At 62.7% G+C, this 25,535-nt stretch carries 22 protein-coding genes; 9 read left to right on the top strand and 13 right to left on the bottom strand.

From position 1 onward, the window contains the following. Position 1 precedes the first annotated feature (1 nt). Both QCE58_RS22555 and QCE58_RS22550 read left to right on the top strand, forming a co-directional pair. The gene (locus tag QCE58_RS22555) at positions 2-1,588 is read left to right on the top strand and encodes a DHA2 family efflux MFS transporter permease subunit (RefSeq protein WP_250522095.1); all 1,587 of its coding nucleotides are present in this window, start codon (positions 2-4) and stop codon (positions 1,586-1,588) included. A 1-nt stretch (position 1,589) separates the two neighbouring features. After that, positions 1,590-3,137 carry an efflux transporter outer membrane subunit gene (locus QCE58_RS22550; RefSeq protein ID WP_250522094.1) on the top strand — a complete coding sequence of 516 codons (1,548 nt, stop codon included), beginning with the start codon at positions 1,590-1,592 and terminating at the stop codon, positions 3,135-3,137. Here the strand turns inward: QCE58_RS22550 and QCE58_RS22545 are convergent. Continuing rightward, complete coding sequence (locus QCE58_RS22545; RefSeq protein ID WP_175982667.1) at positions 3,134-3,373, bottom strand: hypothetical protein; 240 nt, start codon at positions 3,371-3,373, stop codon at positions 3,134-3,136. The genes QCE58_RS22550 and QCE58_RS22545 overlap by 4 nt on opposite strands. A 219-nt stretch (positions 3,374-3,592) precedes the next feature. Here QCE58_RS22545 and QCE58_RS22540 point away from each other — a divergent pair, with 219 nt between their 5' ends. Next, complete coding sequence (locus QCE58_RS22540) at positions 3,593-4,060, top strand: response regulator (RefSeq protein ID WP_175982666.1); 468 nt, start codon at positions 3,593-3,595, stop codon at positions 4,058-4,060. Here the strand turns inward: QCE58_RS22540 and QCE58_RS22535 are convergent. Beyond that, positions 4,036-4,446 (bottom strand): hypothetical protein, encoded by a 411-nt coding sequence (locus QCE58_RS22535; RefSeq protein ID WP_008349118.1) that lies wholly within the window; start codon positions 4,444-4,446, stop codon positions 4,036-4,038. The two genes, QCE58_RS22540 and QCE58_RS22535, sit on opposite strands and share 25 nt — an antisense overlap. 156 nt (positions 4,447-4,602) lie before the next feature. After that, positions 4,603-5,517 (bottom strand): serine hydrolase, encoded by a 915-nt coding sequence (locus tag QCE58_RS22530; RefSeq protein WP_250522093.1) that lies wholly within the window; start codon positions 5,515-5,517, stop codon positions 4,603-4,605. Between the two features lie 151 nt (positions 5,518-5,668). On the opposite strand from QCE58_RS22530, the gene QCE58_RS22525 reads away from it, so the two are divergent. Next, positions 5,669-7,105 (top strand): AarF/UbiB family protein, encoded by a 1,437-nt coding sequence (locus QCE58_RS22525; protein ID WP_250458182.1) that lies wholly within the window; start codon positions 5,669-5,671, stop codon positions 7,103-7,105. A gap of 39 nt (positions 7,106-7,144) precedes the next feature. On the opposite strand, the gene QCE58_RS22520 is transcribed toward QCE58_RS22525, so the two are convergent. The 10 genes from QCE58_RS22520 to QCE58_RS34140 all read right to left on the bottom strand — a co-directional run bounded on the left by QCE58_RS22520 (position 7,145) and on the right by QCE58_RS34140 (position 17,088). Continuing rightward, positions 7,145-7,942: an IclR family transcriptional regulator gene (locus tag QCE58_RS22520; protein ID WP_175982662.1), complete on the bottom strand. Its 798-nt coding sequence runs from the start codon at positions 7,940-7,942 to the stop codon at positions 7,145-7,147. A gap of 10 nt (positions 7,943-7,952) precedes the next feature. After that, complete coding sequence (locus QCE58_RS22515; RefSeq protein ID WP_250522092.1) at positions 7,953-8,663, bottom strand: SDR family NAD(P)-dependent oxidoreductase; 711 nt, start codon at positions 8,661-8,663, stop codon at positions 7,953-7,955. Between the two features lie 11 nt (positions 8,664-8,674). Continuing rightward, positions 8,675-9,976: an MFS transporter gene (locus tag QCE58_RS22510; protein WP_008349109.1), complete on the bottom strand. Its 1,302-nt coding sequence runs from the start codon at positions 9,974-9,976 to the stop codon at positions 8,675-8,677. Positions 9,977-10,031: 55 nt separating this feature from the next. Next, positions 10,032-10,559, bottom strand: coding sequence for a 2,4'-dihydroxyacetophenone dioxygenase family protein (locus QCE58_RS22505; RefSeq protein WP_008349107.1), 528 nt, complete (start codon positions 10,557-10,559; stop codon positions 10,032-10,034). A gap of 181 nt (positions 10,560-10,740) precedes the next feature. Continuing rightward, positions 10,741-11,073: a cytochrome o ubiquinol oxidase subunit IV gene (gene cyoD / locus QCE58_RS22500; protein ID WP_008349105.1), complete on the bottom strand. Its 333-nt coding sequence runs from the start codon at positions 11,071-11,073 to the stop codon at positions 10,741-10,743. After that, positions 11,073-11,681, bottom strand: a complete 609-nt coding sequence (cyoC, locus tag QCE58_RS22495) for a cytochrome o ubiquinol oxidase subunit III (protein ID WP_008349103.1) — start codon at positions 11,679-11,681, stop codon at positions 11,073-11,075. Before cyoC ends, cyoD begins: the two co-directional genes overlap by 1 nt. Beyond that, positions 11,681-13,690, bottom strand: coding sequence for a cytochrome o ubiquinol oxidase subunit I (cyoB, locus tag QCE58_RS22490; RefSeq protein WP_175982659.1), 2,010 nt, complete (start codon positions 13,688-13,690; stop codon positions 11,681-11,683). Before cyoB ends, cyoC begins: the two co-directional genes overlap by 1 nt. Positions 13,691-13,693: 3 nt before the next feature. Beyond that, positions 13,694-14,578: a ubiquinol oxidase subunit II gene (gene cyoA / locus QCE58_RS22485; protein WP_250522091.1), complete on the bottom strand. Its 885-nt coding sequence runs from the start codon at positions 14,576-14,578 to the stop codon at positions 13,694-13,696. 695 nt (positions 14,579-15,273) lie between these two features. Beyond that, positions 15,274-15,798: a septal ring lytic transglycosylase RlpA family protein gene (locus QCE58_RS22480; protein WP_409014140.1), complete on the bottom strand. Its 525-nt coding sequence runs from the start codon at positions 15,796-15,798 to the stop codon at positions 15,274-15,276. Between the two features lie 54 nt (positions 15,799-15,852). Then, on the bottom strand, positions 15,853-17,088 hold the full coding sequence (locus QCE58_RS34140; protein WP_409014139.1) for a peptidoglycan DD-metalloendopeptidase family protein: 1,236 nt from the start codon (positions 17,086-17,088) through the stop codon (positions 15,853-15,855). On the opposite strand from QCE58_RS34140, the gene QCE58_RS34135 reads away from it, so the two are divergent. The 5 genes from QCE58_RS34135 (at position 16,970) to narH (ending at position 25,528) form a co-directional block, all read left to right on the top strand. Further along, positions 16,970-17,326, top strand: a complete 357-nt coding sequence (locus QCE58_RS34135) for a hypothetical protein (protein WP_409014142.1) — start codon at positions 16,970-16,972, stop codon at positions 17,324-17,326. The genes QCE58_RS34140 and QCE58_RS34135 overlap by 119 nt on opposite strands. A gap of 98 nt (positions 17,327-17,424) precedes the next feature. Next, positions 17,425-18,675, top strand: a complete 1,251-nt coding sequence (locus tag QCE58_RS22465; protein ID WP_250522089.1) for a nitrate/nitrite transporter — start codon at positions 17,425-17,427, stop codon at positions 18,673-18,675. 2 nt (positions 18,676-18,677) lie between these two features. Then, the gene (locus tag QCE58_RS22460) at positions 18,678-20,066 is read left to right on the top strand and encodes a NarK family nitrate/nitrite MFS transporter (protein WP_250441233.1); all 1,389 of its coding nucleotides are present in this window, start codon (positions 18,678-18,680) and stop codon (positions 20,064-20,066) included. A gap of 204 nt (positions 20,067-20,270) precedes the next feature. Next, positions 20,271-23,978, top strand: coding sequence for a nitrate reductase subunit alpha (locus QCE58_RS22455; RefSeq protein ID WP_309780349.1), 3,708 nt, complete (start codon positions 20,271-20,273; stop codon positions 23,976-23,978). Next, complete coding sequence (gene narH, locus QCE58_RS22450) at positions 23,975-25,528, top strand: nitrate reductase subunit beta (protein WP_250522087.1); 1,554 nt, start codon at positions 23,975-23,977, stop codon at positions 25,526-25,528. The genes QCE58_RS22455 and narH overlap by 4 nt, the downstream gene beginning before the upstream one ends. Positions 25,529-25,535: the final 7 nt, after the last annotated feature.

Raw genomic sequence — 25,535 nt, 5'->3', positions numbered from 1 at the left:
CATGAGCGACAGCACCGCGGAACACGACCACAGCGGCTGGAAGCCGAGCGAGAATCCGTGGCTCATCGCCGTGGTCGTCACGCTCGCGGCGTTCATGGAAGTGCTCGACACGACCATCGTGAACGTCGCGCTGCCGCACATTTCCGGCACGATGTCCGCGAGCTACGACGAAGCGACGTGGACACTCACGTCCTATCTCGTCGCGAACGGCATCGTGCTGCCGCTTTCGGCGTACTTCTCGAAGATACTCGGGCGCAAGCGCTACTTTCTCATCTGCATCGGGGCGTTCACGGTCTGCTCGTTCATGTGCGGCATCGCGTCGAATCTCGGTGAACTGATCGTCTTCCGGATTCTGCAGGGCTTCTTCGGCGGCGGCCTGCAACCGAGCCAGCAATCGATCATTCTCGATACCTTTCCGCCCGAGCAGCGCGGCCGCGCGTTCTCGATCTCGGCGGTCGCGATCGTCGTCGCGCCGGTGCTCGGACCGACGCTCGGCGGCTGGATCACCGATAACTTCACCTGGCGCTGGGTCTTTCTCATCAACGTGCCGGTGGGCGTGCTGACGACCATCGCGGTGATGCAGTTCGTCGAAGATCCGCCGTGGGAAAAACGGCAAGACCCGAAGAAGATCGGCATCGATGTGGTCGGCATCAGTCTCATCGCGCTCGGGCTCGGCTGTCTGCAAGTATTTCTCGATCGCGGCGAGGACGACGACTGGTTCGCGTCGAACTTCATCTTGACGTTCGCGGTGCTCGCGGCGGTAGGCATCGTCGGCGCGACATTCTGGCTGCTGTACGCGAAGCGGCCCGTCGTCGATCTTCGCGTGATGAAAGATCGCAACTTCGCGCTCGGTTCGGCGGCTATCGTCGGATTCGCATCGGTGCTGTACGGCAGCGCCGTGCTGATACCGCAGCTCGCGCAACAGCAGCTCGGCTACACGGCGACGCTCGCGGGCCTCGTGCTCTCGCCGGGCGCGATCTGCATCGTGTTCCTGATTCCCGTCGTCAGCAAGCTGATGAACGTGATCCAGACGCGCTTTCTCGTCGCGTTCGGCTTCTTTCTGATGGGATGCGCGCTCTTGTATTCGCATCATCTCGTGCCGAACGTCGATTACGTGACGCTGACGAAGATGCGCAGCGCGCAATCCATCGGCATCGGCTTTCTGTTCGTGCCGGTCACGACGCTCGCGTATCTGTCACTGCCGAAGTCGCTCAACAACGATGCCTCCGCGCTCTTCACGATGTTTCGCAACGTCGCGGGATCGATCGGCATCTCGCTTGCGACCGCGATGATCCGCGAGCGCACGCAGGCGAACATGGCGCATATGGTCGAGCATCTGACGCCGCTCAATCAGCCGTACAACGAGTCGGTGCAACGCATCGCGCGCACGCTGATGGACAGCGGCCAGACGATGTCGCAAGCGATGTCCGCCGCGACCGGGCAGATGTACAAGACGCTCGTCTCGCAGGCGACCATCCTCGCGTATCTCGACGTGTTCGCCGCATGCGCGATCTTCGCGTTCATGTTCATACCGCTCACGTTTTTCTTTTCGCCCGTGAAGGCTTCGGGCCAGGCGGGAGGGCATTGAGATGAAGCTGCGTCCAATCATTCCGTTCATTCCGATGTTCGCGCTCGCATTGAGCGCGTGCGCGGTCGGCCCGGATTTCACGCCGCCGAAAGCCGATGTTCCCGATAACTGGCGCGACACGCAGCGCGCGCAGAACGCGCCGGACGATCCGCGCGTGCCCCATGCCGACGCGCCATCGACGGCGCAGATTTCCGCCGATCCCGATCCGCGCTGGTGGAAGCAGTTCAACGATGCGACGCTCGATGCGCTGATCGAACGCGCCATCGCGGGCAATTTCGATTTGCAGAGCGCGGTGCTGCGCATCGCGGCGGCGCGGGAAGAGAGCGTGTCGGCGGCGGCGCAGGGCTTGCCGCAGTTGAGCGCGAATGCGAGCGTGAAGCGTCAGCAACTCGGCTTGAAAGGCCTGCTCGAATCGCAAGGCGTGTACGACAAGCTCGACGGTCTCGGCGCGAACGGCGCGCAGATCCGTCAGGGACTCGATTCCGCGACCGGTCCGGTCACGCTGTTTCAGGACGGCTTCGACGCATCGTGGGAACTCGATCTTTTTGGCCGCGTGCGGCGTTCGGTGGAATCGGCGAATGCGCAGACGCAGGCTGAAATCGAAAGTCGCAACGACGCGCTCGTTTCGCTCGAATCGGAAGTCGCACGCACGTATGCGCAATTGCGCGGCGCGCAGGCGATCAAGCAGATCACACTCGCCGAGATCGACGCCGAAGAGCAGATTCTCGATCTCACGCGCGAACAGGCACGCGTCGGCCTGACGAGCCAGCAGGACGTGCAGAGCGCGAGCGCGCAAGTCGGATCGTTGCAGGCGCAACTGCCGACGCTCGATGCGCAAATCGCGCAGGCGATGAACGGTCTCGCCGTGCTGACCGGCAACGCGCCGGGCACGCTCGACGCGGAACTGTCCGATGCGCGCGCGTTGCCGCCGGTGCCGCCGGTCGTGCCGATCGGCTTGCCGTCGACGCTCGCGCGCCGTCGTCCAGACATTCGCCGCGCGGAGGCGCAACTGCATTCCGCGACCGCTGAAGTCGGCGTCGCGGTGGCGCAGATGTATCCGGATATCTCACTAACTGGGCAGGTCGGCACGCGTGCAACGAAGGCGCGCTATCTCGCGCATTGGTCGAGCCTGTTCTGGTCGGTCGGGCCGAGCATTTCGCTGCCGATTTTCGAAGGCGGCGCGTTGCGCGCGAACGTGCGCGTGGCGAAGGCGCAGGCGGGGCAAGCGGCGTTGCAGTATCGGCAGACGGTGCTCAACGCGTTGCAGGAAGTGGATAACGCGCTGGTTTCGTATCGGACCGAACAGGACCGGCGCGCGGCGCTCACGCGCACGGTCGAGGCGAATCGCGTCAGCCTGCAACTCGCGACGGACAGTTATCGCAAAGGACTCACGCCTTTCGTGACCGTGCTCGATGCCGAACGTCAGCTTGCGCAGACGCGCGAGCAGCTCGCGCAATCGACCGTCAACGTGACGACCGATCTCATCGCCGTGTACAAGTCGCTCGGCGGCGGATGGCAGGACGACGCATCCGCGACCGCGCAAAACTAACGTCTGCGCTTTTTCCAGTCGTAGTCGGCGGGCGGATCGGCGACGCCGGGCTTGCCGACCGAATGCGGGTTTTCACTGCATAGCGTGACGAAGCCGATGTTCTCGCCAGCGGCTTGACGGCGGCGCAGGTCTTCGGCGAAGCGCAGCGCATCGGCGAGCGCGTTCGCATCGAAGCGCTTGTAGCGTGCCGCGCCTTCGGCGTCAGGGTTGTCGCCAAGCCAATACACGACGAACATCGATTAGCCTCTCGTTTGGAGATGAATGCACCATCGTCGACGCTCATGCGACGACGATGCAAATCCTGCACGGCGCGCGTGCATCGACGCGCCGCGACAGCCACCGGGTAATCCCGAAGTGTAACGTCGGCGCGCCGCATGCCGCCTGACGCCACGCTTTTGCGGGCCCGCGAGGGAATGATCGTTGCTCTCATCTCCGTTCATTCCGAGGCCCGAACGATGCAACGACACGAACGTGTTTCCACGCGAGCGCTGTGGCAGATTCCGCCGCGCGCGACGTGCTGCGACGAGCCGCGCGTGCTCATCGCCGATGACGACATGGACGCGACGCGCGCGATCTGTCTCGCGCTCGAAGACGCCGACTTCACCGTGCGCGCGGTGCACACGGGCCTCGACGCCGTGTCGCTCGCGCGCAAGTGGCGGCCGGGCGTCGTACTGCTCGATCTGATGATGCCGCTCGGCGATGGCTGGGAAGCGGCCGAAGCGATCCGCGCCATCGATCTGTCGATGTTGCTGCTCGCGCATACGAGTTGCACGGATCCGCAGGATCTGTCGCGCGCGCAGCGCACCGGCTTCAACGGCTACTTTGTCAAGCCGACGGAACTCGACGGCATGATCGCGGTGCTGCGCGATTATTTCTCGGCGCGTCAAGGCGAGGGCGATCATGCATCGGTGCGCTTGCGCTGAACGAGTTCGAGCTTCGGCGCGAATGGTTCGACATCGCGCTCTGCGTCCGCTTTCAACATGTCTTCCCAGTACTGACAATAGCCGGCCCAGAACGGCATCTGCGTATGCGCGGATGCAGCCGTCGGCAGCGGATCCGGCAGCATGCGGCGCAGGCGCCCGATCTCCTTGTGCTTCCACTGCAGCAGCGCGCGGCGCTCTCCGCGCCGCGGCGGGCACATTTCGTTCATGCTCGCAACAGCTATCGAGAAACCCTCGGCGGGGCGCGATGCCATTTTCGTCAGCACCGCGGTCTGCGGGCGCGGCCCGCGTTCGTGACAGATGATCGCGCCGATCTGCCCAAGGATGTACATCGCTTTCGCCATCGGCGGTTCGGAATGGTGTTGCATGGCGCCTCTCTTTTTATCGTTATGAGTCTTCGTGCACGGCGCTCGAAGTTTTCTCGATCTTGATGTGAATGCGTCCAGGCGACGCATTTATAAGATACCGTATTGAGATTAATCCGAAATGTGCGTCGACAAAAAGATACAGTCGCGCCGTCTCTTTCACGCCATGTCGAGCACATGGCGCTCGAACAGGTCGCGCATGTTGCGATGTGCATCGCCGCTGTCGCACGTCGTGGCCGCGACGATCCGCTCTCGTTGCGCGATGAAGATGAACTGGCCGCCGTGTCCCGCCGCGAAGACATAACGCGGATCGATCCAGCTGAGATAGCCGTATTGCGCGTCCATCGGCGGGCCGCCGTCGCTTTGCACCGACATGGCATCGTCGATGAACGCTTCCTCGACGATGCGCGCGCCACGCCATGCGCCGCGATGCATCATCAGAAGGCCGAGCGAAATCATGTCGCGTGCGCGCAGCAGGAGACCGCGCCCGCCGAACGTGTGACCGTCCTCGTCGCTGATCCATTCGCTCGCTTCGATGCCGAGCGGCGCGAACAGCGTGTCGCGCGCGTAATCGGCGAGCGTGCGCCCCGTCGCGGATTCGAGCGCCAGCGACAGCAACTGGACCGCGTGCGAATCGTATTGAAAGCGCGTGCCCGGCTCGCTCGCGAAGGGCCGCGAGAGAATGAAGCGCAGCCGGCTTTCATCGTCCGAGAAGCGCTCGCAACTGCCGAGCACGCAGTCGTCGATGGTGCGCTGGTCCCATTCGAATCCCGATGTCATCATGAGCAGATGCCTGAGCGTGATGCGCTGCACGCGATGATCGAGCGCCGTGTCGCACATGGGCGGCACAAGGCGCGCGGCGGGGGTATCGAGCGGCGGAAGCGCGCCTTCGCGAAGCGCCGCGCCGACGGCAAGCGCGACGATGGTCTTCGTGACCGAGTTGATGTTTTCGAGCGATTCCGGCGTCACGTCCTCACGATAATCTTCGAACGCGATCGCATCGTCGTGCGCGACGATGAAGCTTCGCACGCCGGATTCGTTCGTCAGCGCTTCGCGTAAGGAAGAAGTCGTCATTTAAAAAGGATCGCGAAGTAAATGAGGAGGGCTTCGTTTCGTCCGCGTGCATGCAGGAACGAATCGTGTTACACAGTCAGCAATCCGGATGCCACACACGGCGGCATCGCAGCCTTTCAGCGGTTTCAACTCACTTTCAGCGAGCCCGAATTTGTCAGTCCGACGACTCGCGACGCTCTGGCGTCTTGGCCGGGCGTTCGTCCGCGAAAGCCATCTGACCGGCGACGGCGCAGCGATGACGCGCGTCGCGCGCTTCTTCGCCACGCATGGCGCGCGCGCCGCGCCGCTGGCAGCCGGCGTGCCCGCGCTCTCGCAACTTTCGCGCGTGCTGGAGAACGCGTCCGGCGCGCTCGCGAGTCATCCGGCGCTTGCCGAAACGGCGGTGCGCGTCGCGCTGTCCGAACTCGACGGGCTCTTCACGCCGTACGACGCAACGCGCTTTCGCGACGCTTGCAGAGCCGCATTCCCGCCCGCGCTTTCCTTCGAGCTCACCGAGCTGAGCGCGGTGCCGTTGCGCTCGGGCATCGCGGAGCAGACGCATCGTGCGCGCCTCCGCGATATGGCGGTGCGCGTCACGCTATTGCGCGCCGACGCGCATGCCGAACTCGCTGACGATCTCGACCTCGCGCTCGCGGCTGCGCGTTTCGCGGAACGCCGTTCGGCGAAGGCGCGCGAGATGCATCCGGTGGAATGGGTGCGCCGTTCACGCGAGAGCGTCGATGCGATGATCGACTTGCGCCAGCGCGCCGCCGATCAGAGCTACTTGCGCTTTCGCCTGCGCGACGACGCGCGTCTCGCCGTGCCAGAAGTGCTCTGGGACTATTGCAACGACTCGGTGCTGACGACACGCGCGATCGAAACGGCCGCACTGTCGGATGCGCAAGCGCTCGCGTCATGCGGGCTCGATCAGGCCGATGTCCTCGCGACGCTCATCGAAGCGTTCTTCGAAATGGCGCTGGGCGTCGGGCTGTATCACGCGGGACTGGACGCGGCGGGCGCGCGCGTGGGCATCGAAGGCGAGACGCGCGGGCAAATCGTGCTGGAAGCCGACAATCCGATGATGTTCTTCGCGGCGCACGAGCGCGACTTCATCGTCGGCGTATCGCATGCGCTGATGGAGGGCGATCACAAGGCGGCCGCGCGCGCACATCTCGAGCACGGCCGGCCCGAGACGCATGCGACGCATCACGAAGTGCGCGTCGAAGCGACGTATCGGCGCGAAGCCGAGCGCTTTGCTTCGCCGCACGCACGCAGCAAGGTCGGTGTCGCGCATCTGTTCGGCGCGATCGGCAAGGCGCCCGCCGAACATATGTTCAGCGCGTCGCACGGGCGCATCGCGTCGCGCGCGGTGCTGCTCGCGCGTTCGGCGGAACGCATCGAGCGCCTTGCGGAGGACATCGCGCCGGACGTCGACGTATGGAAGATCGCGCGCAGGGTCATCGTGCGGCTCGCGGCGGATCAGATCGGCTTCAGAAGCATGGCGGCGCGCTTTGCGCACGAAGCGACGCACTGGCCGCACACACTGCCGCGTCTGCCGCGGCTCATCGCACAGCGGGCGGATGCGGCGGGCGCGTTTCGGCGGGACTGAGGGGCGCTGGTTCCGAGCCAAGGCGCGGGCATTAGCGCGTCAACGCGTACCCGGCGACATACGCTCCGCGATCGCGCGCGACGCGTCCTTCAGCGGCTCGACGTAGGTTTCGAGCGGCGTCGCGCTCTTTCTGAACAGCGGAATGCTGATGCTCACGCAGCCGAGCGTCACGCCATTCGCGCCGACGATCGCGCTGCCGTAGCAGAAAATCTGCGCCTCGTTTTCCTCGCGGTCTTCCGAATAGCCGCGCGCGTGAGTTGCATCGAGTTCGGCGTCGAGCGCGGCGCGATCGGTGATCGTGTTCGGTGTGAAGCGTTCGAACTTCAGGCCATGCAGCAATGCATCGCGTTCGGCGGGCGATTGCGTCGACAGATACGCCTTGCCGACGGAACTCGAATACAGCGTCACGCGCGTGCCGATGCGCGACGCCATGCGAACCGCATGCGGGCTTTCGAGCTTCTCGATGTACACCATCTCCGAGCCGCTGCGCACTGCCAGATGCACCGTCTCCTGCGTCGCGTCGCGCAGCGCCTGCAACGCGTCGGTGGCCGCGATGCGCAAATCGGAGCGCTCCCAACTGCGGCTCGCGAGCGACATCAGCCGCGGGCCGGGCGCGTAACATCCGCCGCGCACGCTTTCGACGACCAGGCCTTCCGCGATTAGCGCGCCGACGATGCGATAGACCGTCGGACGCGGATAACCGCTCGCCGTGGTGAGACGCGCGATGGTCGGCGGTTCGCCGGCATCGGCAATGAGTTGCAGCACCGCCATGAACTTCGAGAAGGCGGCGGTGCCGGTGGCCTTGGCGGCGTCGAGGGAAGCGGTGTCTGAGGGCATGATGCGGGAATCATGCCACGAGATAGCCGCCATCGACGGGTACGATCGCGCCCGTCATGAACGACGCCGCCGGTGACGCGAGAAACGCCGTCACGCGCGCGACGTCTTCCGGCAAGCCCCAGCGCTTCATCGGCGTGCGGTCGAGGATCGCTTGCGAGCGGCCGTCGTCGTTCTGCAGCGCTTGCGTGAGCGGCGTCGCAATCCAGCCGGGCGCAACGGCATTCACGCGGATGCCCTCGGCGGCATAGGCGATCGCCAGCGATTTCGTCAGTTGCGCGACGCCGCCCTTGCTCGCGCTGTACGCGGGCACGAGTCCGCCGCCGAAGAACGTCAGCATCGACGCCGTGTTGATGATCGAACCCTTGCTGCGCGCGAGCAGTGGACGCGCGGCGGCGCACATGCGCATCGTGCCGTTGAGATTCACCGCGATCACGCGCTCGAATGTTTCGATGTCGTGCTCGTCGCCGCGCCGGATCATGCCCGCGCAGTTGACGAGCACGTCGAGCGAATCGAGACGCGCAAAGAGCGCGGCGACGCTGGCGGCATCGGCGACATCGAGTTCGACGACTTCGATGCCGGGCGCGTCGGTCGGCGCTAGGCCGGCGGCGATCACGCGCGCGCCGAGCGCCGCGAATTGCTGCGCGATGCCCGCGCCGATGCCCTGCGTGCCGCCGGTCACGACGACGGTCTTGCCCTTGAAGAGATCAGCTTGAAAAGTCATATCGGTGCGATTCATACGGCGGGAACGGGTTCGGTCTGGCGCTCCGCGTCCTCGATCGGCGCGCGCACGACGAACATGTAGACGAGCGCAGCAGCGAACGCGACGCCCGCGCTGATCAGAAACGCGTTCACGAACGAATGCGTCTTGTCGACGACGAGGCCCGTGATGAACGGCGCAAACGAGCCGCCGAAGTAGCCGCCGAAGTTCTGGATACTGCCGAGCGACGCGACCATGTGGCGCGGCGCGGCAACGGAAACGAGCGCCCACGCGGCGCCGCTCGCCATGTTGACGAAGAACATCGCGGCCGACAGATAGGCGATCGCGAGCGTCAGGTTCGGCGTGAACGCGGCGGGCACGGTGAACAGCGCCGCGCCGATGAGTCCCGAGCAGATCGGCCACTTGCGGCTGCGGATCGGGGCGACGCCGCGCGCCATCAAACCATCGGCGATGAAGCCCGACGAGAGCATGCCGAGCGTACCCGCGAGATACGGAATCGTCACGACCCAGCCGGTCTTCGCGATCGTCAGATGACGCTCGTGTTCGAGATACGCGGGCAGCCACGTGAGATACAGCCACACCATGTAGATCACGCCCATGAAGCCGAAGATCATGCCCCACGTCGTCGCCTTGCCGAAAAGGCCGCGCCATTCCGCGAACGTCATGTTGCGTTCCTTGCGCTGCGCCGGTTCGCCCTCGGTCAGATGCGCGAGTTCTTGCGATTCGAGCTTCACGTCCTTCCGGTTGCGATAGACGATGTACCAGCCGATCGACACCGCAATCCCGAGCGCGCCCATGATGATGAACATGTTGCGCCAGCCGAAGGACAGCAGGAGCACGGTGAGGATGGGCGGCGCGAGCGCGGGTCCGATGGTCGATGACGTGACGAAGATGCCCGTCGGCTTGCCGCGTTCGCGTTGCGCGAACCATTCGGACACGACCTTTGCGCCCGCCGGAAATTGCGGCGCCTCGCCGATGCCGAGCGCGATGCGCGCCGCGAGAAACTGATGCAGATTCGTGACGAGCCCGCCGAACAACTGCGCGACCGACCACACGAACATGCCGAGGCCGAGCATGATGCGCGCGCCAAAGCGGTCGAGCATCACGCCGATGGGCAACTGCGAGAACGCGTACGCGAACGAGAACGCGGAGAGCAGCAGGCCCATCTGCGAGGCGGAGAGGCCGAGCTCCTGCGTGACGGAGTGATTCGCGATCGAGAGCGTGCTGCGATCGAGATAATTCACGATGCCCGCGAGCGTCAGAAAAGTGAGCGCGACCCACTGAATGCGCTTCAGGCGCGGTGATTTTTCCAGCATGTTGTCTCCTCCGAATGCTCTTCGAGTCTGTTAGAGGGTTGAGTTTGGGTGGATGCTAGCGAATGAATTGATCGACGAAGTCGGCACCGAGTCCGACCGATTCGTAATGCTTGCGGCACATGTCGACTTTGGTGAAGACGTCTTCGTAGCCGGTGTAGTTGCCGTACGGGTCGCAATAGAACATCACGCCGTTCACCTGGAAGTACGTGATCATTTCCTCGACGTCTTCGGGAACATAGAGCGTGTGCGTTTCGCCGGGCGGCTCGAAGACATAGCTGCCTTCGGTCGCTTCCCAGTCATGTTCGAGATAGCGCCAGCGGCCTTTGAGCACCATGCCGTGGACCGCCTGCGGATGACGATGACGCGACAGCACGCCGGATTTGCGCACGCGCAGGAGGTTCATCCAGTAGCCGGTCGACACGTTCAGACACAGTGGACGGAACCAGACGTTTTCGGCCTGCGGCACCCATTCGCGCTCGTCGGCGGGAATCGCGCTCGGCACGACGATTTCCTTTTGCGCTTCTTTAGGGAAGGGAAGTTGATACGGCGTCATGGCATCCGCCGCGGGTTTTGGCGCGGTCATCGCGTCTCCTTGTCCATATTGTGGATTCGTGAATCAAATTATGGACAGATATTCTTCCTCGTTCCGCGAATTGTCAAGATTCTTCAACGAATGATGAATTCGTGCAGATACCGCCTTTTCGACGGACGAAAAAAAGGCGGACCGGCAGGTCCGCCTTAGATCACGCGATGAAGCCGAGCGATTAGCGCGCCATCATCAGCATGTGCACGTTATGCATCACCCAAACCGTGCCGACGATAAGAATCAGCGACATGAGAATGGTGTAGGCAAACGAGATCGCATGCCAGCGCTGTCCCTTCGACGAGTTGACGTGCAGGAAGAACACCACATGCACGATCACCTGCACCGCGGCCAGCACGGCGAGCGCGACGATCGCGCTTTCGCCCTTGAACGCGCCCGAGGTCGCGGCCCAGAACGACGCCACAGTTAGCACGACAGCCAGCACGAAGCCGATGAGATAACCGCGCACGGTGACGTGCGGGAAATCGCTTGTTTCGGTATGAGCATGTGCCATCAGACGACGCTCCCAAGGTAGACGAAGGAAAACACGCAAATCCAGACGATGTCGAGGAAGTGCCAGAAGAGGCTCAGGCAAGCGAGACGGCGCAATTCCCGTTCGTTCATTTGCGGATTGCGTGCGATCTGCACGGCCAACACGACCAGCCAGATCATGCCGATGGACACGTGCAAACCGTGCGTGCCGACGAGCGTGAAGAACGCCGACCAGAACGCGCTGCGTTGCGGACCCGCGCCTTCAGCGATCAGATGCGCGAACTCCTGCATTTCCAGAAACAGGAAGCCCGCACCCAGCAGGAACGTGACGAACAGCCACGCGAGCACAGCGCCCGACTTGCGGCGCGTCGCCGAGATCATCGCGAGACCGAAGGTCAGGCTGCTCGTGAGAAGCAGGCCCGTTTCGTACGCGACGTCCTTCAGGTTGAAGAGATCCTTGGGCGTCGGGCCGCCTGCGGTCTGCATCGCGAACATCGCGAAGGTTGCAAAGAGCGACGCGAACAGCACGCAGTCGGTCATCAGATAGGCCCAGAAGCCGAACACCGAATGCGACTGGTGCTCGTGCTCATGGCCATGCGCGTGTTGCGCGGATAGCGTCGATTGCGACATTACATTGCCTCCAGTTCGAGTTCGCGAGCCGAGCCGGCCTTCGCAGGCGTCTTCGGCGGACGGTTGCGCTCTTCGGTCGACTTCACGGTCGCGGCCGGGATGATGAAGCCGGCGTTATCGCGGAAGCTGTAACCGATAGCCGTCGCGAAGATGCCGACCATGCTTGCAGCAGCGAGCCACCAGATGTGCCAGATAGCCGCGAAACCGAAGGCCAGCGCGAACAGGCCGATGACCAGACCCGCGCTCGTATTCGACGGCATGTGGATGTCGCGGTACGGACGCGTATCGATGCGGCCGTGTTCCTTGGCATCGGCGAAGTCGTCGAGTTCGCGCACAGCGGGAATATTCGCGAAGTTATAGACCGGCGGCGGCGAGCTGATGGACCACTCGAGCGTGCGCGCACCCCACGGATCGCCGGTGACATCGCGATACGCAGGCTGATTGCGGCGGATGATACTGACCACGATCTGCGCGACCTGGAACACGACACCCAGCGCGATGATGCCCACGCCCACGGCAGCGGCGATGAAGAACGGCTGCCACGACGGGTCGTCGTAGTGATTCAGGCGGCGCGTCGCACCCATGAAGCCGAGGATGTAGATCGGCACGAACGCGACGAAGAAGCCGACGAACCAGCACACGAACGCACTCTTGCCGAGCTTTTCGTCGAGCTTGAAGCCGAACACCTTCGGCCACCAGTACGAAATGCCGGCGAAGTAACCGAACACCACGCCGCCGATGATCGCGTTATGGAAGTGCGCGATCAGGAACAGGCTGTTGTGGAGCACGAAGTCCGCGCCGGGAATCGCGAGCATCACGCCCGTCATGCCGCCTAGCGTGAAGGTGATGACGAAGCCGATGGTCCAGAGGATTTGCGAAGTCATCTGCACGCGGCCTCGGTACATCGTGAAGAGCCAGTTGAAGATCTTCACGCCGGTCGGGATGGAAATGACCATCGTCATAATGCCGAAGAAGGCATTGACGTTAGCGCCCGAGCCCATCGTGAAGAAGTGGTGCAGCCACACGAGGAACGACAGCACCATGATGCAGCACGTGGCCCAGACCATCGTCTTGTAGCCGAACAACGGCTTCTTCGAGAACGTCGCGACCACTTCCGAGTAAATGCCGAAGGCGGGCAGAACCAGGATGTAGACCTCAGGATGACCCCAGGCCCAGATCAGGTTCAGGTAGACCATCGGGTTGCCGCCGCCGTCGTTCGTGAAGAAGTGCATGCCGAGGTAACGGTCCAGCGCCAGCAGCGCGAGCGCGACGGTCAGGATCGGGAACGTCGCCATGATCAGCACGTTCGAGCAGAACGCCGTCCACGTGAAGACCGGCATCTTCATCCACGTCATGCCGGGCGCGCGCATCTTCACGATCGTCACGAAGAAGTTCACCGCGGTGAGCAGCGTGCCGACGCCGGACAACTGCAACGCCCAGATGTAGTAGTCGACCCCGACGCCCGGATTGAACTGCGTCTCGGAGAGCGGCGGATACGCGAGCCAGCCCGTCGTCGAGAACTCGCCGATGAACAGCGACAGGTTGATCAGAATGGCGGCGACGGCCGTCATCCAGAACGACAGCGAGTTGATGAACGGGAACGCCACGTCACGCGCGCCGATCTGCAGGGGCACGACGAGGTTGAAGAACGCGACCAGCAGCGCCATGGCCATGAAGAAGATCATGATCGTGCCGTGGGCCGTGAAGATCTGGTCGAAGTGATGCGGCGGCAGATAGCCGGGCCCATCGAGCGCGATGGCCTGTTGCACGCGCATCATGACGGCGTCGGCGAAGCCGCGCACGAGCATCAGCCCGGCGACGACCAGATACATGACGCCGATGCGCTTGTGATCGACCGAAGTCAGATACTCGCGCCAGAGCCAGCCCCATTTGCCGAGTTTAGTGATAAGGCCGACCGTACCGAGCGCGAGGACCGCCATGAAGACGGTCGCCCCCATGATGATTGGCTCGTGGTACGGGATCGCCTCAAGCGTTAGTTTGCCGAACATGGCTTACCCCTTGGTTACACAATTTGCGCCTACGACCGAGTTGCCGTAGTTGTACTTCGCGACGATGTTGTTGAAGAGCTTCGGATCGACGGTCGAGAAGTAGCGCACCGCGACCTTTTCGCTCGGACGCGCGACGCCGGCGTAGACGTCCATGCTCAGATTCTCGGGCGCGTTCTTGACCTGCTTCAGCCACGCGTCGAAGTCTTTGTTGGACATGGCCAGTGCACGGAACTTCATGTCGGAGAAGCCCTTGCCGCTGTAGTTCGCCGAGATGCCTGCGTAGTCGCCTGCGTGATCGGCCATCAGGTGCAGCTTCGTCTGCATGCCCGCCATCGCGTAGATCTGGCTGCCGAGTTGCGGGATGAAGAAAGAATTCATCACCGAATCGGACGTGATGCGGAAGTTCACCGGCGTGCCGACCGGGAACGCGAGCTGGTTCACCGACGCGACGCCAAGATCCGGATAGATGAACAGCCACTTCCAGTCGAGCGCCACGACTTCGACGTTGATCGGCTTGACTTCGGATTGCAGCGGCTTGTACGGATCGAGCTCGTGCGTGGTTTTCCACGTGAGGATGCCGAGGTACAGGATGATGGCTGCGGGAATCGCCCAGACCACGACTTCGATGGCCGTGGAATGCGCCCATTTCGGCGCATACGTGGCCTTCGTGTTGGACGCGCGATAGCGCCATGCGATGAACAGGGTGAGCAGGATCACCGGGACTACGACGAGAAGCATGGCGTAAGTCGCGGTGGCGATCAGCGACGATTCCGCTGCGCCAATCACGCCTTTCGAGTCCAACACCTCCAGCTTGCATCCCGAAAGACAAAGACTGGCTATCAACCCCGATAACAATGGCACTACTAAACGTTGGGTATTTTCATTCATTGCATTCGCTGGTTTCGATGATCGAAGCGTCCCGGGAAGAACGCCGTTGCACGGCTTTGCGCCGCGTCAAGATCATGCCACGCGCGATTTTTCGCGATGACGCGAATGGTTGAAATTTTGTTTCAGATCAAGTTGATGCGACGGAGTGTCGCGCGAAGGCGGAACTTTTTGCCTACTCCGAAAGGAGCAGGCGAGTCTACAACGAAGGGATGGAATTGCGAGTGTGATAAAGCGACGTCAAAGCGTGTTCGAGCCGCGCGATGGATCGCCGCGATAACTTCGCCGGGTTCGATCGTCTCACGTGGTGGAGCCGAGCCGCGTGCCTAGGTGAAGCCACGGCTCAGGAGCCTTCTCCGGTTCTTCTCGCTAAAGCCCGGCGAGAGGCCGGGATTCCCGAATGGCATTCGATCGCTCGATTTCATCGCGCCGTCGCTGGCTCGCATCGGCAACGGCTTCGCGGTTCGAAGCGCTCCATGCGGACATGGTCGCCTGCATCACGTCGATCGGACTCCCCTTGGTGTCGATCGCAGCCAGGACGCAACCCAGAAGGTAGGTCAGCACGAACAGGAAGATGCAAGACCGGCGCGTCATGAGTTGCGGTGCATAGGCGGCAATGGCAGGAGCATTGCCTTGGTGAGCGGGAGGCGGGGGGACGCTACCCGCTTGTGTGAGAGTCGAGACATGGGAGCGGCAGTCTACGACGGAGTATGGAAACCAGAATCGGTCGATAGTTCGACTTGGGCCGAACCACGCCGGACAATGCCCAGCGCAGCGGCTGCCCCGTATGACAGATCAATGATTCTGTTGCGTGAAACCGGACCGCGATCGTTGATTCGGACGAGGACGGACGGGCTCCCTCCCGGAAGCGTGACGCGGATCCACGATCCGAGCGGTAGCGTGCGATGTGCCGCTGTCATGGCATACATGTCGAAGCGCTCGCCGCTGGCGGTGCGTCGACCGTGAAACGTTCGCCCGTACCAGGATGCAATCCCGGCTTGATGGTACGCGCGCGCGGTCGGTGTCTCGTCCGGCCGGTCGGATAAAGTGATTTCGGTCGAAACGCAATCGTCGTTTGCGGATTGAACCGGAAGGCTCGACGCGCTCGCCGGTTGGTTTGTCGAAGCGCCCTCATTGCCTAGCTCCGACAGAGAGGCTGCACATCCGGCGATCAACAGGATGCAGGCGAAGGCGCTGAGGATGCGCGGCTGAAGCATGTTCATTCGGTGCATATCGCTTTGTTCGAGAGCAAGTAACCTGACCTGACGTTCGACGGATCACGAAGCGCAGTCGGAAAGGTAGGGCAGGGGATCGACTGGCTGACGATCCCGTCTCACCTCGAAAAGCAGCGATGGCTGACCATTCGTTTGAGCGCCCATCGTCGCGATGGCTTGCCCCTTCGTTACGTCGGCCCCTTCCTTGGTCAGAACGTTTTGGATATGGCCATAGGCAGTCAGGTAGCGACTGTCATGTTTCAGTATTACGAGGCTGCCGTAGCCCGCGATCTCGTTACCCGCATACACCACGCGTCCTCCTTTCGCCGCACGGATCGTGTCTCCCGCTGCGCCACCGATGACAACGCCCCGGACCCCGTCCACGCCGAAGCGCTTCAGGATTGGGCCCTTTATCGGCCAGGACAAGGAATCGGATCGGCAGCGTGTTGCGTTCACACTCCGCTGCGTGGAATCGTCCGAGCCGGCAACCGATGCCGATGGCGGACCGACCCGCAGCAGTTGGCCGTTCGTCAGTGGAGTGCTGGCGGAAAGCCCGTTCCAGGCGGCAATCGCGTTCGGGTCGCGACCGTAGGCGGCTGCGATCGAAGCGAGGGTGTCCGCGCCTGTGACGCGGTAGAAGCCGGCAGGTGCCGCCGGGGCAGCGGCAGCGTCGGCTTGCGAAGCTGGCTTGGTCGCGGTCTGCTCGAGCGTTCGACTGGCGCATCCGCCAAGAACGAAGCTGAAGACGACGGCAAGACATGCTGCGCACGACAGGCGGCGCGATTGGACAGAGCTAATCATTTGGACTTCTTTGAGCTTCGGTGCCGGCAAAGAGGCGAAGTGGCGCACTTTTGCCATGCCGCGCTGGTGGTGTTGATCGGATTGTTTGGCGGATGCGACGCCGGCAAAAGCCAGCGGCGGCGGAAGCAGCGAGTTCGAATCTGCTGAACATCGCTCTATCTCAAATTGCACGAGGCGAAGCGGCAATTCGTCATTGCGGATAACGGTGTTTTGCGTCCGGCGTTGACCGTTACACCGTCGGTTGACACTCTTTGACGATGCGGTGGTTAAAAAAAGGCGCGCTCGCCGGGCGCCACGCTTGGAACTGACATTCGACGCGATGAAAGCAGCCATATCGCGTTCCACGCGGCTCGGCCCGAGCGGATGCGGCAAGACGACGCTGCGCTCCATTGCCGGGCTGGAACGTCCGGTCGGCGGATCGATTTCGGTGAACAGCGTGACCGTTTTCTCGGCGCGCGACGAGACCTTCGTACCGCCGAATCGCCGCAAGTCCGGCATGGTGTTCGAACCGCTCTCGAACCTCGACGCAAAGCTACGCGACAGGATGCGTTTCGAGCTTCGGCACGACCGATTTCATGATCGGCGGAGAGATCGTGCTCGCGCGTGTGCATCCATCGCACAAAACGCCGGTCCGGGAGACCATCCATTTTTCGATCGATCCGGCGAGTTGCATCGCGCTGGCATCGCAGAACGCGTGACGCGACAGGCACTACTCCGTCCGGACTACGCCGCATGAGCTAGCGGCACAGCGCCGCCGCATCCGCACGGCGGATAGGCGTCTCGCGCGACGCTCCTTACCCTTGTCGGGAAAGTTACAACGACAAGGAAAGGACGATGAGCGTCGTCGACTCAACCCTCGCTACAAAAGCATCGACCGACACGCGCGCCTGGCGCGTGCTCGGCGCAAGCACCTTCGCATTCACGATCTGCTTCGCCATCTGGATGGTCTTCGCCATTCTCGGCATCCCTCTCAAAAAGCAGCTTCATCTCACCGATACCGAGTTCGGCCTCATCGCCGCGACGCCGGTGCTCACGGGTTCGTTGCTGCGCGTGCCGCTCGGCATCTGGACCGACCGTTTCGGCGGCCGCATCGTCCTTTTCTGCACGATGGCAGTCACTATCGTGCCAATCTGGCTGATCGGCTATGCCACGGAACTGTGGCAATTCCTCGTGCTCGGCTTGTTCGTCGGCGTCGCGGGCGCGTCGTTTTCAGTCGGCACGCCGTATGTCGCGCGCTGGTTCCCGAAGTCGCGTCAAGGCCTCGCGATGGGCATCTTCGGCGCGGGCAATTCGGGTGCGGCGCTGACCAAGTTCGTCGCGCCCGTGCTGATTCTCGCGGCGGGCACATGGACGATCGTGCCGAAGGTCTATTCCGTCGCGATGCTCTTCACCGCGATCGTCTTCTGGTTCGTGTCGGCGTCCAATCCCGCGCATCGCAGCGCCAGCACGCAGAGTTTCGCCGCGCAGATGACCGTGCTGAAAGACCGGCGCGTGCTCCGTTACGCGCAGTACTACTCGGTCGTGTTCGGCGGCTACGTCGGCCTCGCATTGTGGATGCCGCAGTACTACGTGAATCAGTACGGCTTCGGCATCGAACAGGCCGCGTTTCTCGCCGCTTGCTTCTCGTTGCCGGGCGGCGTGCTGCGCGCGCTCGGCGGCTGGATGTCGGACCGCTTCGGCGCGTACCGCACGACCTGGATCGTCATGTGGGTCGCGCTCGCGTGCTTCTTCCTGCTGAGCTATCCGGTGACGGATTTCGTCGTCCACGCGAAAGACGGCCCGCGCACGTTCCACATCGAAATGGGACCGGTCGCCTATACGGTGCTCATGTTTGTCGTCGGCGTTGCGATGGCGGTCGGCAAGGCGTCGGTGTTCAAGTTCGTGTCGGACGAGTTCTCGACGAACATCGGCGCCGTGTCGGGCATCGTCGGCCTCGCGGGCGGACTTGCCGGCTTCCTGTTGCCGATTCTCTTTGGTTTGCTCGTCGACCTCACCGGCGTGCGTACCACCTGTTTCATGCTGATGTTCGGCGCGACCGCGGTCAGTCTCATCTGCATGCACTTCACGTTTCAACCCAAGCACTAACCATGTCTTCACGCTATCTGCTCACTCGCTGGGATCCCGAGAACGCCGCCTTCTGGCGCGCAACGGGCGAATCGGTCGCTCGCCGCAACCTCTGGATCTCGATTCCCGCGCTCGCGCTGGCGTTCGCCGTGTGGTCGCTATGGAGCGTCGTCGTCGTCAATCTCGATAAGGGTGGTTTTCACTTCACGAAGGACCAGTTGTTCTGGCTCACCGCGTTGCCTCCGCTTTCTGGCGCGACGCTGCGCATCTTCTACTCGTTTCTCGTGCCGATATTCGGCGGACGCCGCTTTACAGCGTTCTCCACCGCGAGTCTTCTGATTCCAGCGCTCGGCATGGGCTTGGCGCTGCGCGATCCGTCGACGGGCTATCCGACGCTGCTCGTTCTGGCGTTGCTGTGCGGCCTCGGCGGCGCGAATTTCAGTTCGTCGATGGCGAACATCAGCTTCTTTTTCCCGAAGGCGAAGAAGGGTTTCGCGACGGGCATGAACGCAGGCATCGGCAATCTGGGCGTGTCGATCGTTCAGTTCGTGACGCCGCTCGTGATCTCGGCGAGCGTGTTCGGCGCATTCGCGGGCGCAGGCCAGTCCTACGACGTGAACGGCGTCGAGCACAGCATCTGGCTGCAGAATGCGGGCTTCATCTGGGTGCCGTTCATCGTCATCTCGGCGCTCGCGGCCTGGTTCGGGATGAACGACATCGCCGATGCAAAAGCCTCGTTCGCCGAACAGGCCGTCATATTCCGGCGCAAGCACAACTGGCTCATGTGCCTGTTGTACATCGGCACGTTCGGTTCGTTCATCGGCTTTTCGGCGGGCCTCGCGTTGCTGACGAAGGCTGAGTTCCCATCGGTCAATCCCACTGCTTACGCGTTCCTCGGGCCGCTCGCTGGCGCGCTCACGCGGCCGGTCGGCGGCTGGATCTCGGATCGCCTCGGCGGCGCGCGCGTGACGCTGTGGACCTTCATCGCGATGATCGCGGCGGTGTTCGGCGTGATGGCGTTTCTGCCGCACGACGGCGCGAGCGGCAACTTCGCCGGCTTCCTCGCGATGTTCATCGCACTGTTCGCGCTGACGGGCATCGGCAACGGCTCGACCTTCCGCATGATCCCGGTGATCTTCCTGACGCAGAAGCAGCGCGAAGCCGAAGGCGACTCCGACTCGGCGAAAAAGCAGGCGCTGCACGAAGCGGGAAAAGAATCGGCGGCGGTGCTCGGCTTTGCCGGTGCAATCGGCGCGTACGGCGGCTTCTTCATTCCGCGCAGCTTTGGCACGTCGATGAGCATGACCGGCTCGCCCGACACCGCGCTCTGGTGCTTCATCGCCTTCTATGCGCTGTGCGCGGCGGTGACGTGGTTCTGCTACGCACGCCGCAATGCGGACATGCCTTGCTGAACCCTCCGGCACGCGGGGCGCGTAGTCGGGCCTCAAGTTCGTCCGCGTGCGCGGAGATAGACCTAGTCCGAAAGGAGTACGCGCACTAGTCCGTCTGATGCGCGTCGACGCCTCCTTTCGGGGAATGGGCGCGCGGCGATCGCGTCCCTACACTCGAATCAACGTATTCATGGCGGCGCATGGCCGCCACGCCCGGAGAAACGGATGAGTCACTTTCTGGATCGGCTGAAGTTCATGTCGCGCATCAAGTCCACGTTCTCGAATGGACATGGCGCGGTCGTGAACGAAGACCGCAAATGGGAAAACGGCTATCGCAGCCGCTGGCAGCACGACAAGATCGTGCGCTCCACGCATGGCGTGAACTGCACGGGCTCGTGCTCGTGGAAGGTCTACGTGAAGAACGGCCTGATCACGTGGGAAACGCAGCAGACGGATTATCCGCGCACGCGCCCCGATTTGCCGAATCACGAACCGCGCGGGTGTCCGCGCGGCGCGTCGTATAGCTGGTACGTGTATTCCGCGCAGCGCGTGAAGCATCCGATGGTTCGCGGCCGTCTCATCGAAATGTGGCGCGAAGCGCGCAAGACGCTCGATCCGGTCGCGGCGTGGGCGTCCATTTGCGAAGACCCCGTGAAGGCAAATCGCTACAAGAGCGTGCGCGGCCTCGGCGGTTTCGTGCGCGCCGACTGGGACATCGCGAGCGAGATCATCGCGGCGGCGAATGCGTACACCATTGGCAAGTACGGGCCTGACCGCGTGATCGGTTTCTCGCCGATTCCAGCGATGTCGATGGTTTCCTATGCGGCCGGCGCGCGCTATCTGAGCCTGATCGGCGGCGCATGCCTGTCGTTCTACGACTGGTACTGTGATCTGCCGCCCGCATCGCCGCAAATCTGGGGCGAGCAGACCGACGTGCCCGAATCCGCCGACTGGTACAACTCCACGTACCTGATGGTTTGGGGTTCGAACGTGCCGCAGACGCGCACGCCCGACGCGCACTTCTACACCGAAGTGCGCTACAAGGGCACGAAGACGGTCGCGGTGTCGTCGGATTACGGCGAAATGGTGAAGTTCGGCGACATCTGGCTCGCGCCGAAGCAGGGCACGGACGCCGCGCTCGCCATGGCGATGGGCCACGTCGTGCTGAAGGAATTCCACGCGAGCGGCAAGTCAGCGTACTTTCGTGACTACGTGAAGCGCTATACCGACATGCCGATGCTCGTCGTGCTGCGCGAACACGAAGGCACGCTCGTGCCCGATCATTTCCTGCGCGCATCGCAACTGCAGAACGATCTCGACGAAGCGAACAATCCGCAATGGAAGACGCTCGTCATCGACGAGACGAGCGGCAAGATCGTCGCGCCGAACGGCACGATCGGGTTCCGCTGGGGCGAGGCGAATCACAACGACGGCGCGAAAGTCGGCCGTTGGAACCTCGAACAGAAGGACGGCGGTTCGGGTCGCGACATCGATCCGTGCCTGTCGCTGATCGACGCTCATGACGAGATTGCAGAGGTGAGCTTCCCATACTTCGGCGCGGAGCATGACGCACTGCTCGCGCGTCGCGTGCCGGTGAAGCGCATCACGCTCGCAGACGGCACGGGCGCGCGCGTTGCGACCGTGTACGACTTGCAGATGGCGAACTACGGCGTGGATCAGGGCCTCGGTGGCGCGAACGTTGCGACGTCCTATGACGACGACACCCCGTACACGCCCGCATGGCAGGAAAAGCACACGACCGTGCCACGCCATCTCGTGATCCAGGTGGCGCGTGAGTTCGCCGACAATGCGGACCGTACGCAAGGCAAGAGCATGGTGATCGTCGGCGCAGCGCTGAATCACTGGTATCACAACGACATGATTTATCGCGGCATCATCAACCTTCTGATGATGTGCGGCTGTGTCGGCAAGAGCGGTGGCGGCTGGGCGCATTACGTCGGCCAGGAAAAGCTCCGTCCGCAATTCGGCTGGGCGCCGCTCGCGTTCGCACTCGACTGGTCGCGTCCGCCGCGCCAGATGAACGGCACGTCGTTCTTCTATAACCATACGAGCCAATGGCGTCACGAGAAAGTCGCCGTCGACGAAATTCTCGGGCCGACCGCCGACAAGTCGCGTTACGAGAATCTCTCGATGCTTGACATGAACGCGAAGTCCGAGCGCATGGGCTGGTTGCCCTCGGCGCCGCAACTCGGTGCGAATCCGCTCGATATCGTCGACGCCGCGAAGCGCGCGGGTCGCGATCCGATTGAATACACGGTGGAGCAACTCAAGTCGGGCAAGCTCGATTTCGCATGCGACGACCCCGACAATCCGGCGAACTTCCCGCGCAACATGTTCGTGTGGCGCTCGAATATTCTGGGCAGCTCCGGCAAGGGACACGAATACTTCCTGAAGTATCTTCTCGGCACGCAGAACGCGCTCTTCGGCGATGAGGCCGACGCGATCAAACCCGGCGAAGTGAACGTGCGCGACGCGGCGGAAGGCAAACTCGATCTGCTGACCGTGCTCGATTTCCGTATGAGCACGACTTGCCTCTATGGCGACATCGTGCTGCCGAGCGCGACGTTCTATGAGAAGAACGACCTCAACACGTCGGACATGCATCCGTTCATCCATCCGTTGTCAGAAGCGGTGCAACCGTTATGGCAAAGCAAGAGCGACTGGGAAATTTATAAGACCATCGCGAAGAAGTTTGCGGAAATCGGCGGAAAGCATCTCGGCACGCGCACGGACCTCGTCTGCACGCCGCTCATGCACGACACGCCGGGCGAACTTGGCCAGGCGTTCGAGCCGAAGGACTGGCGTCGCGGCGAATGTGACCTGATCCCGGGCAAGACCGCGCCCTCGATGACGGTCGTCGAGCGCGACTACACCGCGATCTACGAGAAGTTCACGTCGGTCGGTCCGCTGCTGGAGAAACTAGGGAACGGCGGCAAGGGCATCAACTGGAATACGGCGTACGAAGTCGAAGAGCTCGGGAATCTATCCGGTCAGAGCAAGGGACGTCCGCGTCTTGAGACGGCCATCGACGCCGCCGAGATGATTCTCACGTTTGCGCCTGAAACGAACGGCCACGTCGCGGTGAAGGCGTGGGAAGCGCTCTCGAAGATCACGGGACGCGATCATTCGCACCTCGCGCTCGGTCGCGAGCACGACAAGATCCGTTTCCGCGACGTTCAGGCGCAACCGCGCAAGATCATTTCCGCGCCCACATGGTCCGGGCTCGAGTCGGAAGAAGTCAGCTACAACGCGGGCTACACGAACGTTCACGAACTGATTCCATGGCGCACGCTCACGGGGCGTCAGCAGTTCTATCAGGATCACCGCTGGATGCTCGATTTCGGCGAGGGCTCGTGCGTCTACAAGCCCGCGATCGACACGAAAACCATTGCGCCGATGCTCGGTGCAAAGCCTAACGGCGAGCACGAACTGGTGCTGAACTGGATCACGCCGCACCAGAAATGGGGCATTCACTCGACGTACACGGACAACCTGCGCATGCTCACGCTGTCGCGCGGTGGCCCGCATGTGTGGGTCTCGGAAGCGGAAGCAAAGGAAGCCGGTCTCAGGGACAACGACTGGGTCGAAGTGTTCAACGTGAACGGCACGCTGACGGCGCGCGTCGTCGTCAGTCAGCGGGTGCCGCGCGGAATGTGCCTCATGTATCACGCGCAGGAAAAGATCATCAATGTGCCGGGCGCGGAGACGAGCGGCATGCGCGGCGGTATCCATAACTCGGTCACGCGCACAGTGCTCAAGCCGACGCACATGATCGGCGGATATGCGCAACAGGCTTACGGCTTCAACTATTACGGCACCGTGGGCAGCAACCGCGACGAATACGTGATCGTGCGCAAGATGAAGAAAGTCGACTGGCTCGAAGGCCCGCTGAAGGAAGGAGCAGCATCATGAAGATCCGCGCCCAGGTGGCGATGGTCCTGAATCTGGACAAGTGCATCGGCTGCCATACGTGTTCGGTGACGTGCAAGAACGTGTGGACATCGCGCGATGGCGTCGAGTACGCGTGGTTCAACAACGTCGAGACGAAGCCGGGCATCGGCTATCCGAAGCAGTGGGAGAACCAGGAGAAGTGGAACGGCGGCTGGATTCGCAAAAGCGACGGACGCATCGAGCCGCGCCAAGGGCCCAAGCTGAAAGTGCTCGCGAACCTTTTCGCGAATCCGAATCTGCCTGCCATCGACGACTACTACGAGCCGTTCACATACGACTACGAGCGCCTGCAGAACGCGCCGCTTTCGGAAACGCCGCCCACGGCGCGCCCGGTGTCCGCGATCACGGGCAGGAAGATGGATAAGATCCATTGGGGTCCGAACTGGGAAGACGATCTCGGCGGCGAATTCGATTCGCGCGGACGCGACGCGCTCTTCGAAAACGTGCAGAAGGAGATGTACTCGACATTCGAGAACACCTTCATGATGTATCTGCCGCGACTGTGCGAGCACTGCCTGAATCCGGCATGCGTGGCGTCGTGCCCGTCGGGCTCGGTGTACAAGCGAGAAGACGATGGCATCGTGCTCGTCGATCAGGACAAGTGCCGCGGCTGGCGCATGTGCGTGTCCGGTTGCCCGTACAAGAAGATGTATTTCAACTGGAAGTCGGGCAAGGCCGAGAAGTGCGTGTTCTGTTATCCGCGTATCGAAGCGGGTGAGCCGACGGTGTGCTCGGAAACCTGCGTAGGCCGTATCCGCTATCTCGGCGTGATGCTGTACGACGCGGACCGCATTGCCGAGGCTGCGTCGGTCGAAGCGACGACGGATCTCTATCAGTCGCAACTCGATCTGTTCCTCGATCCGCACGACCCGCAAGTTCAGGCGGAAGCGCTCCGTCAGGGCATCGCGCAAAGCTGGCTCGACGCGGCGAAGCGCTCGCCGGTGTATCGCATGGCGTGCGAGTGGAAGGTCGCGTTCCCGTTGCATCCGGAATACCGCACGCTGCCTATGGTCTGGTACGTGCCGCCGCTCTCGCCGATCCAGTCGGCCGCGGATGCCGGTCACATGGGCATGAACGGCGTGATTCCGGACGTGAAGAGCTTGCGCATTCCCATGCGCTATCTCGCGAACCTGCTCACCGCCGGCGATGAGGCGCCGATCGTCTCCGCGCTGAACCGCATGCTCGCGATGCGCGCGTTCAAGCGTGCGCAGAACGTGAACAACGTGAACGATGACGCCGTGCTGAACGATGTCGGCCTCACCGCGTCGCAAGTGGAAGAGATGTATCAATTGATGGCGATCGCCAACTACGAAGACCGTTTCGTCGTGCCGTCGTCGCACAAGGAAATGGCGCAGGACAGCTTTGACGAAAAGGGCAGTTGCGGTTTCTCGTTCGGCAATTGCGGATCATCGGGGGTTTCGGACGGATCGCTTTTCGGATCGCGAACGCACGGCGAAGTAAGTTACGCGGCGTTGCCGAAGTCGCGCAAGAAGGCACTGCAGGAAGGCTGACCGAGGA

Origin of the sequence: Caballeronia sp. LZ028 (genome assembly GCF_031451415.1) — a bacterium.
GTDB classification, from domain to species: Bacteria; Pseudomonadota; Gammaproteobacteria; order Burkholderiales; family Burkholderiaceae; genus Caballeronia; species Caballeronia zhejiangensis.
This window is presented reverse-complemented; position numbering and strand designations above follow the sequence as displayed.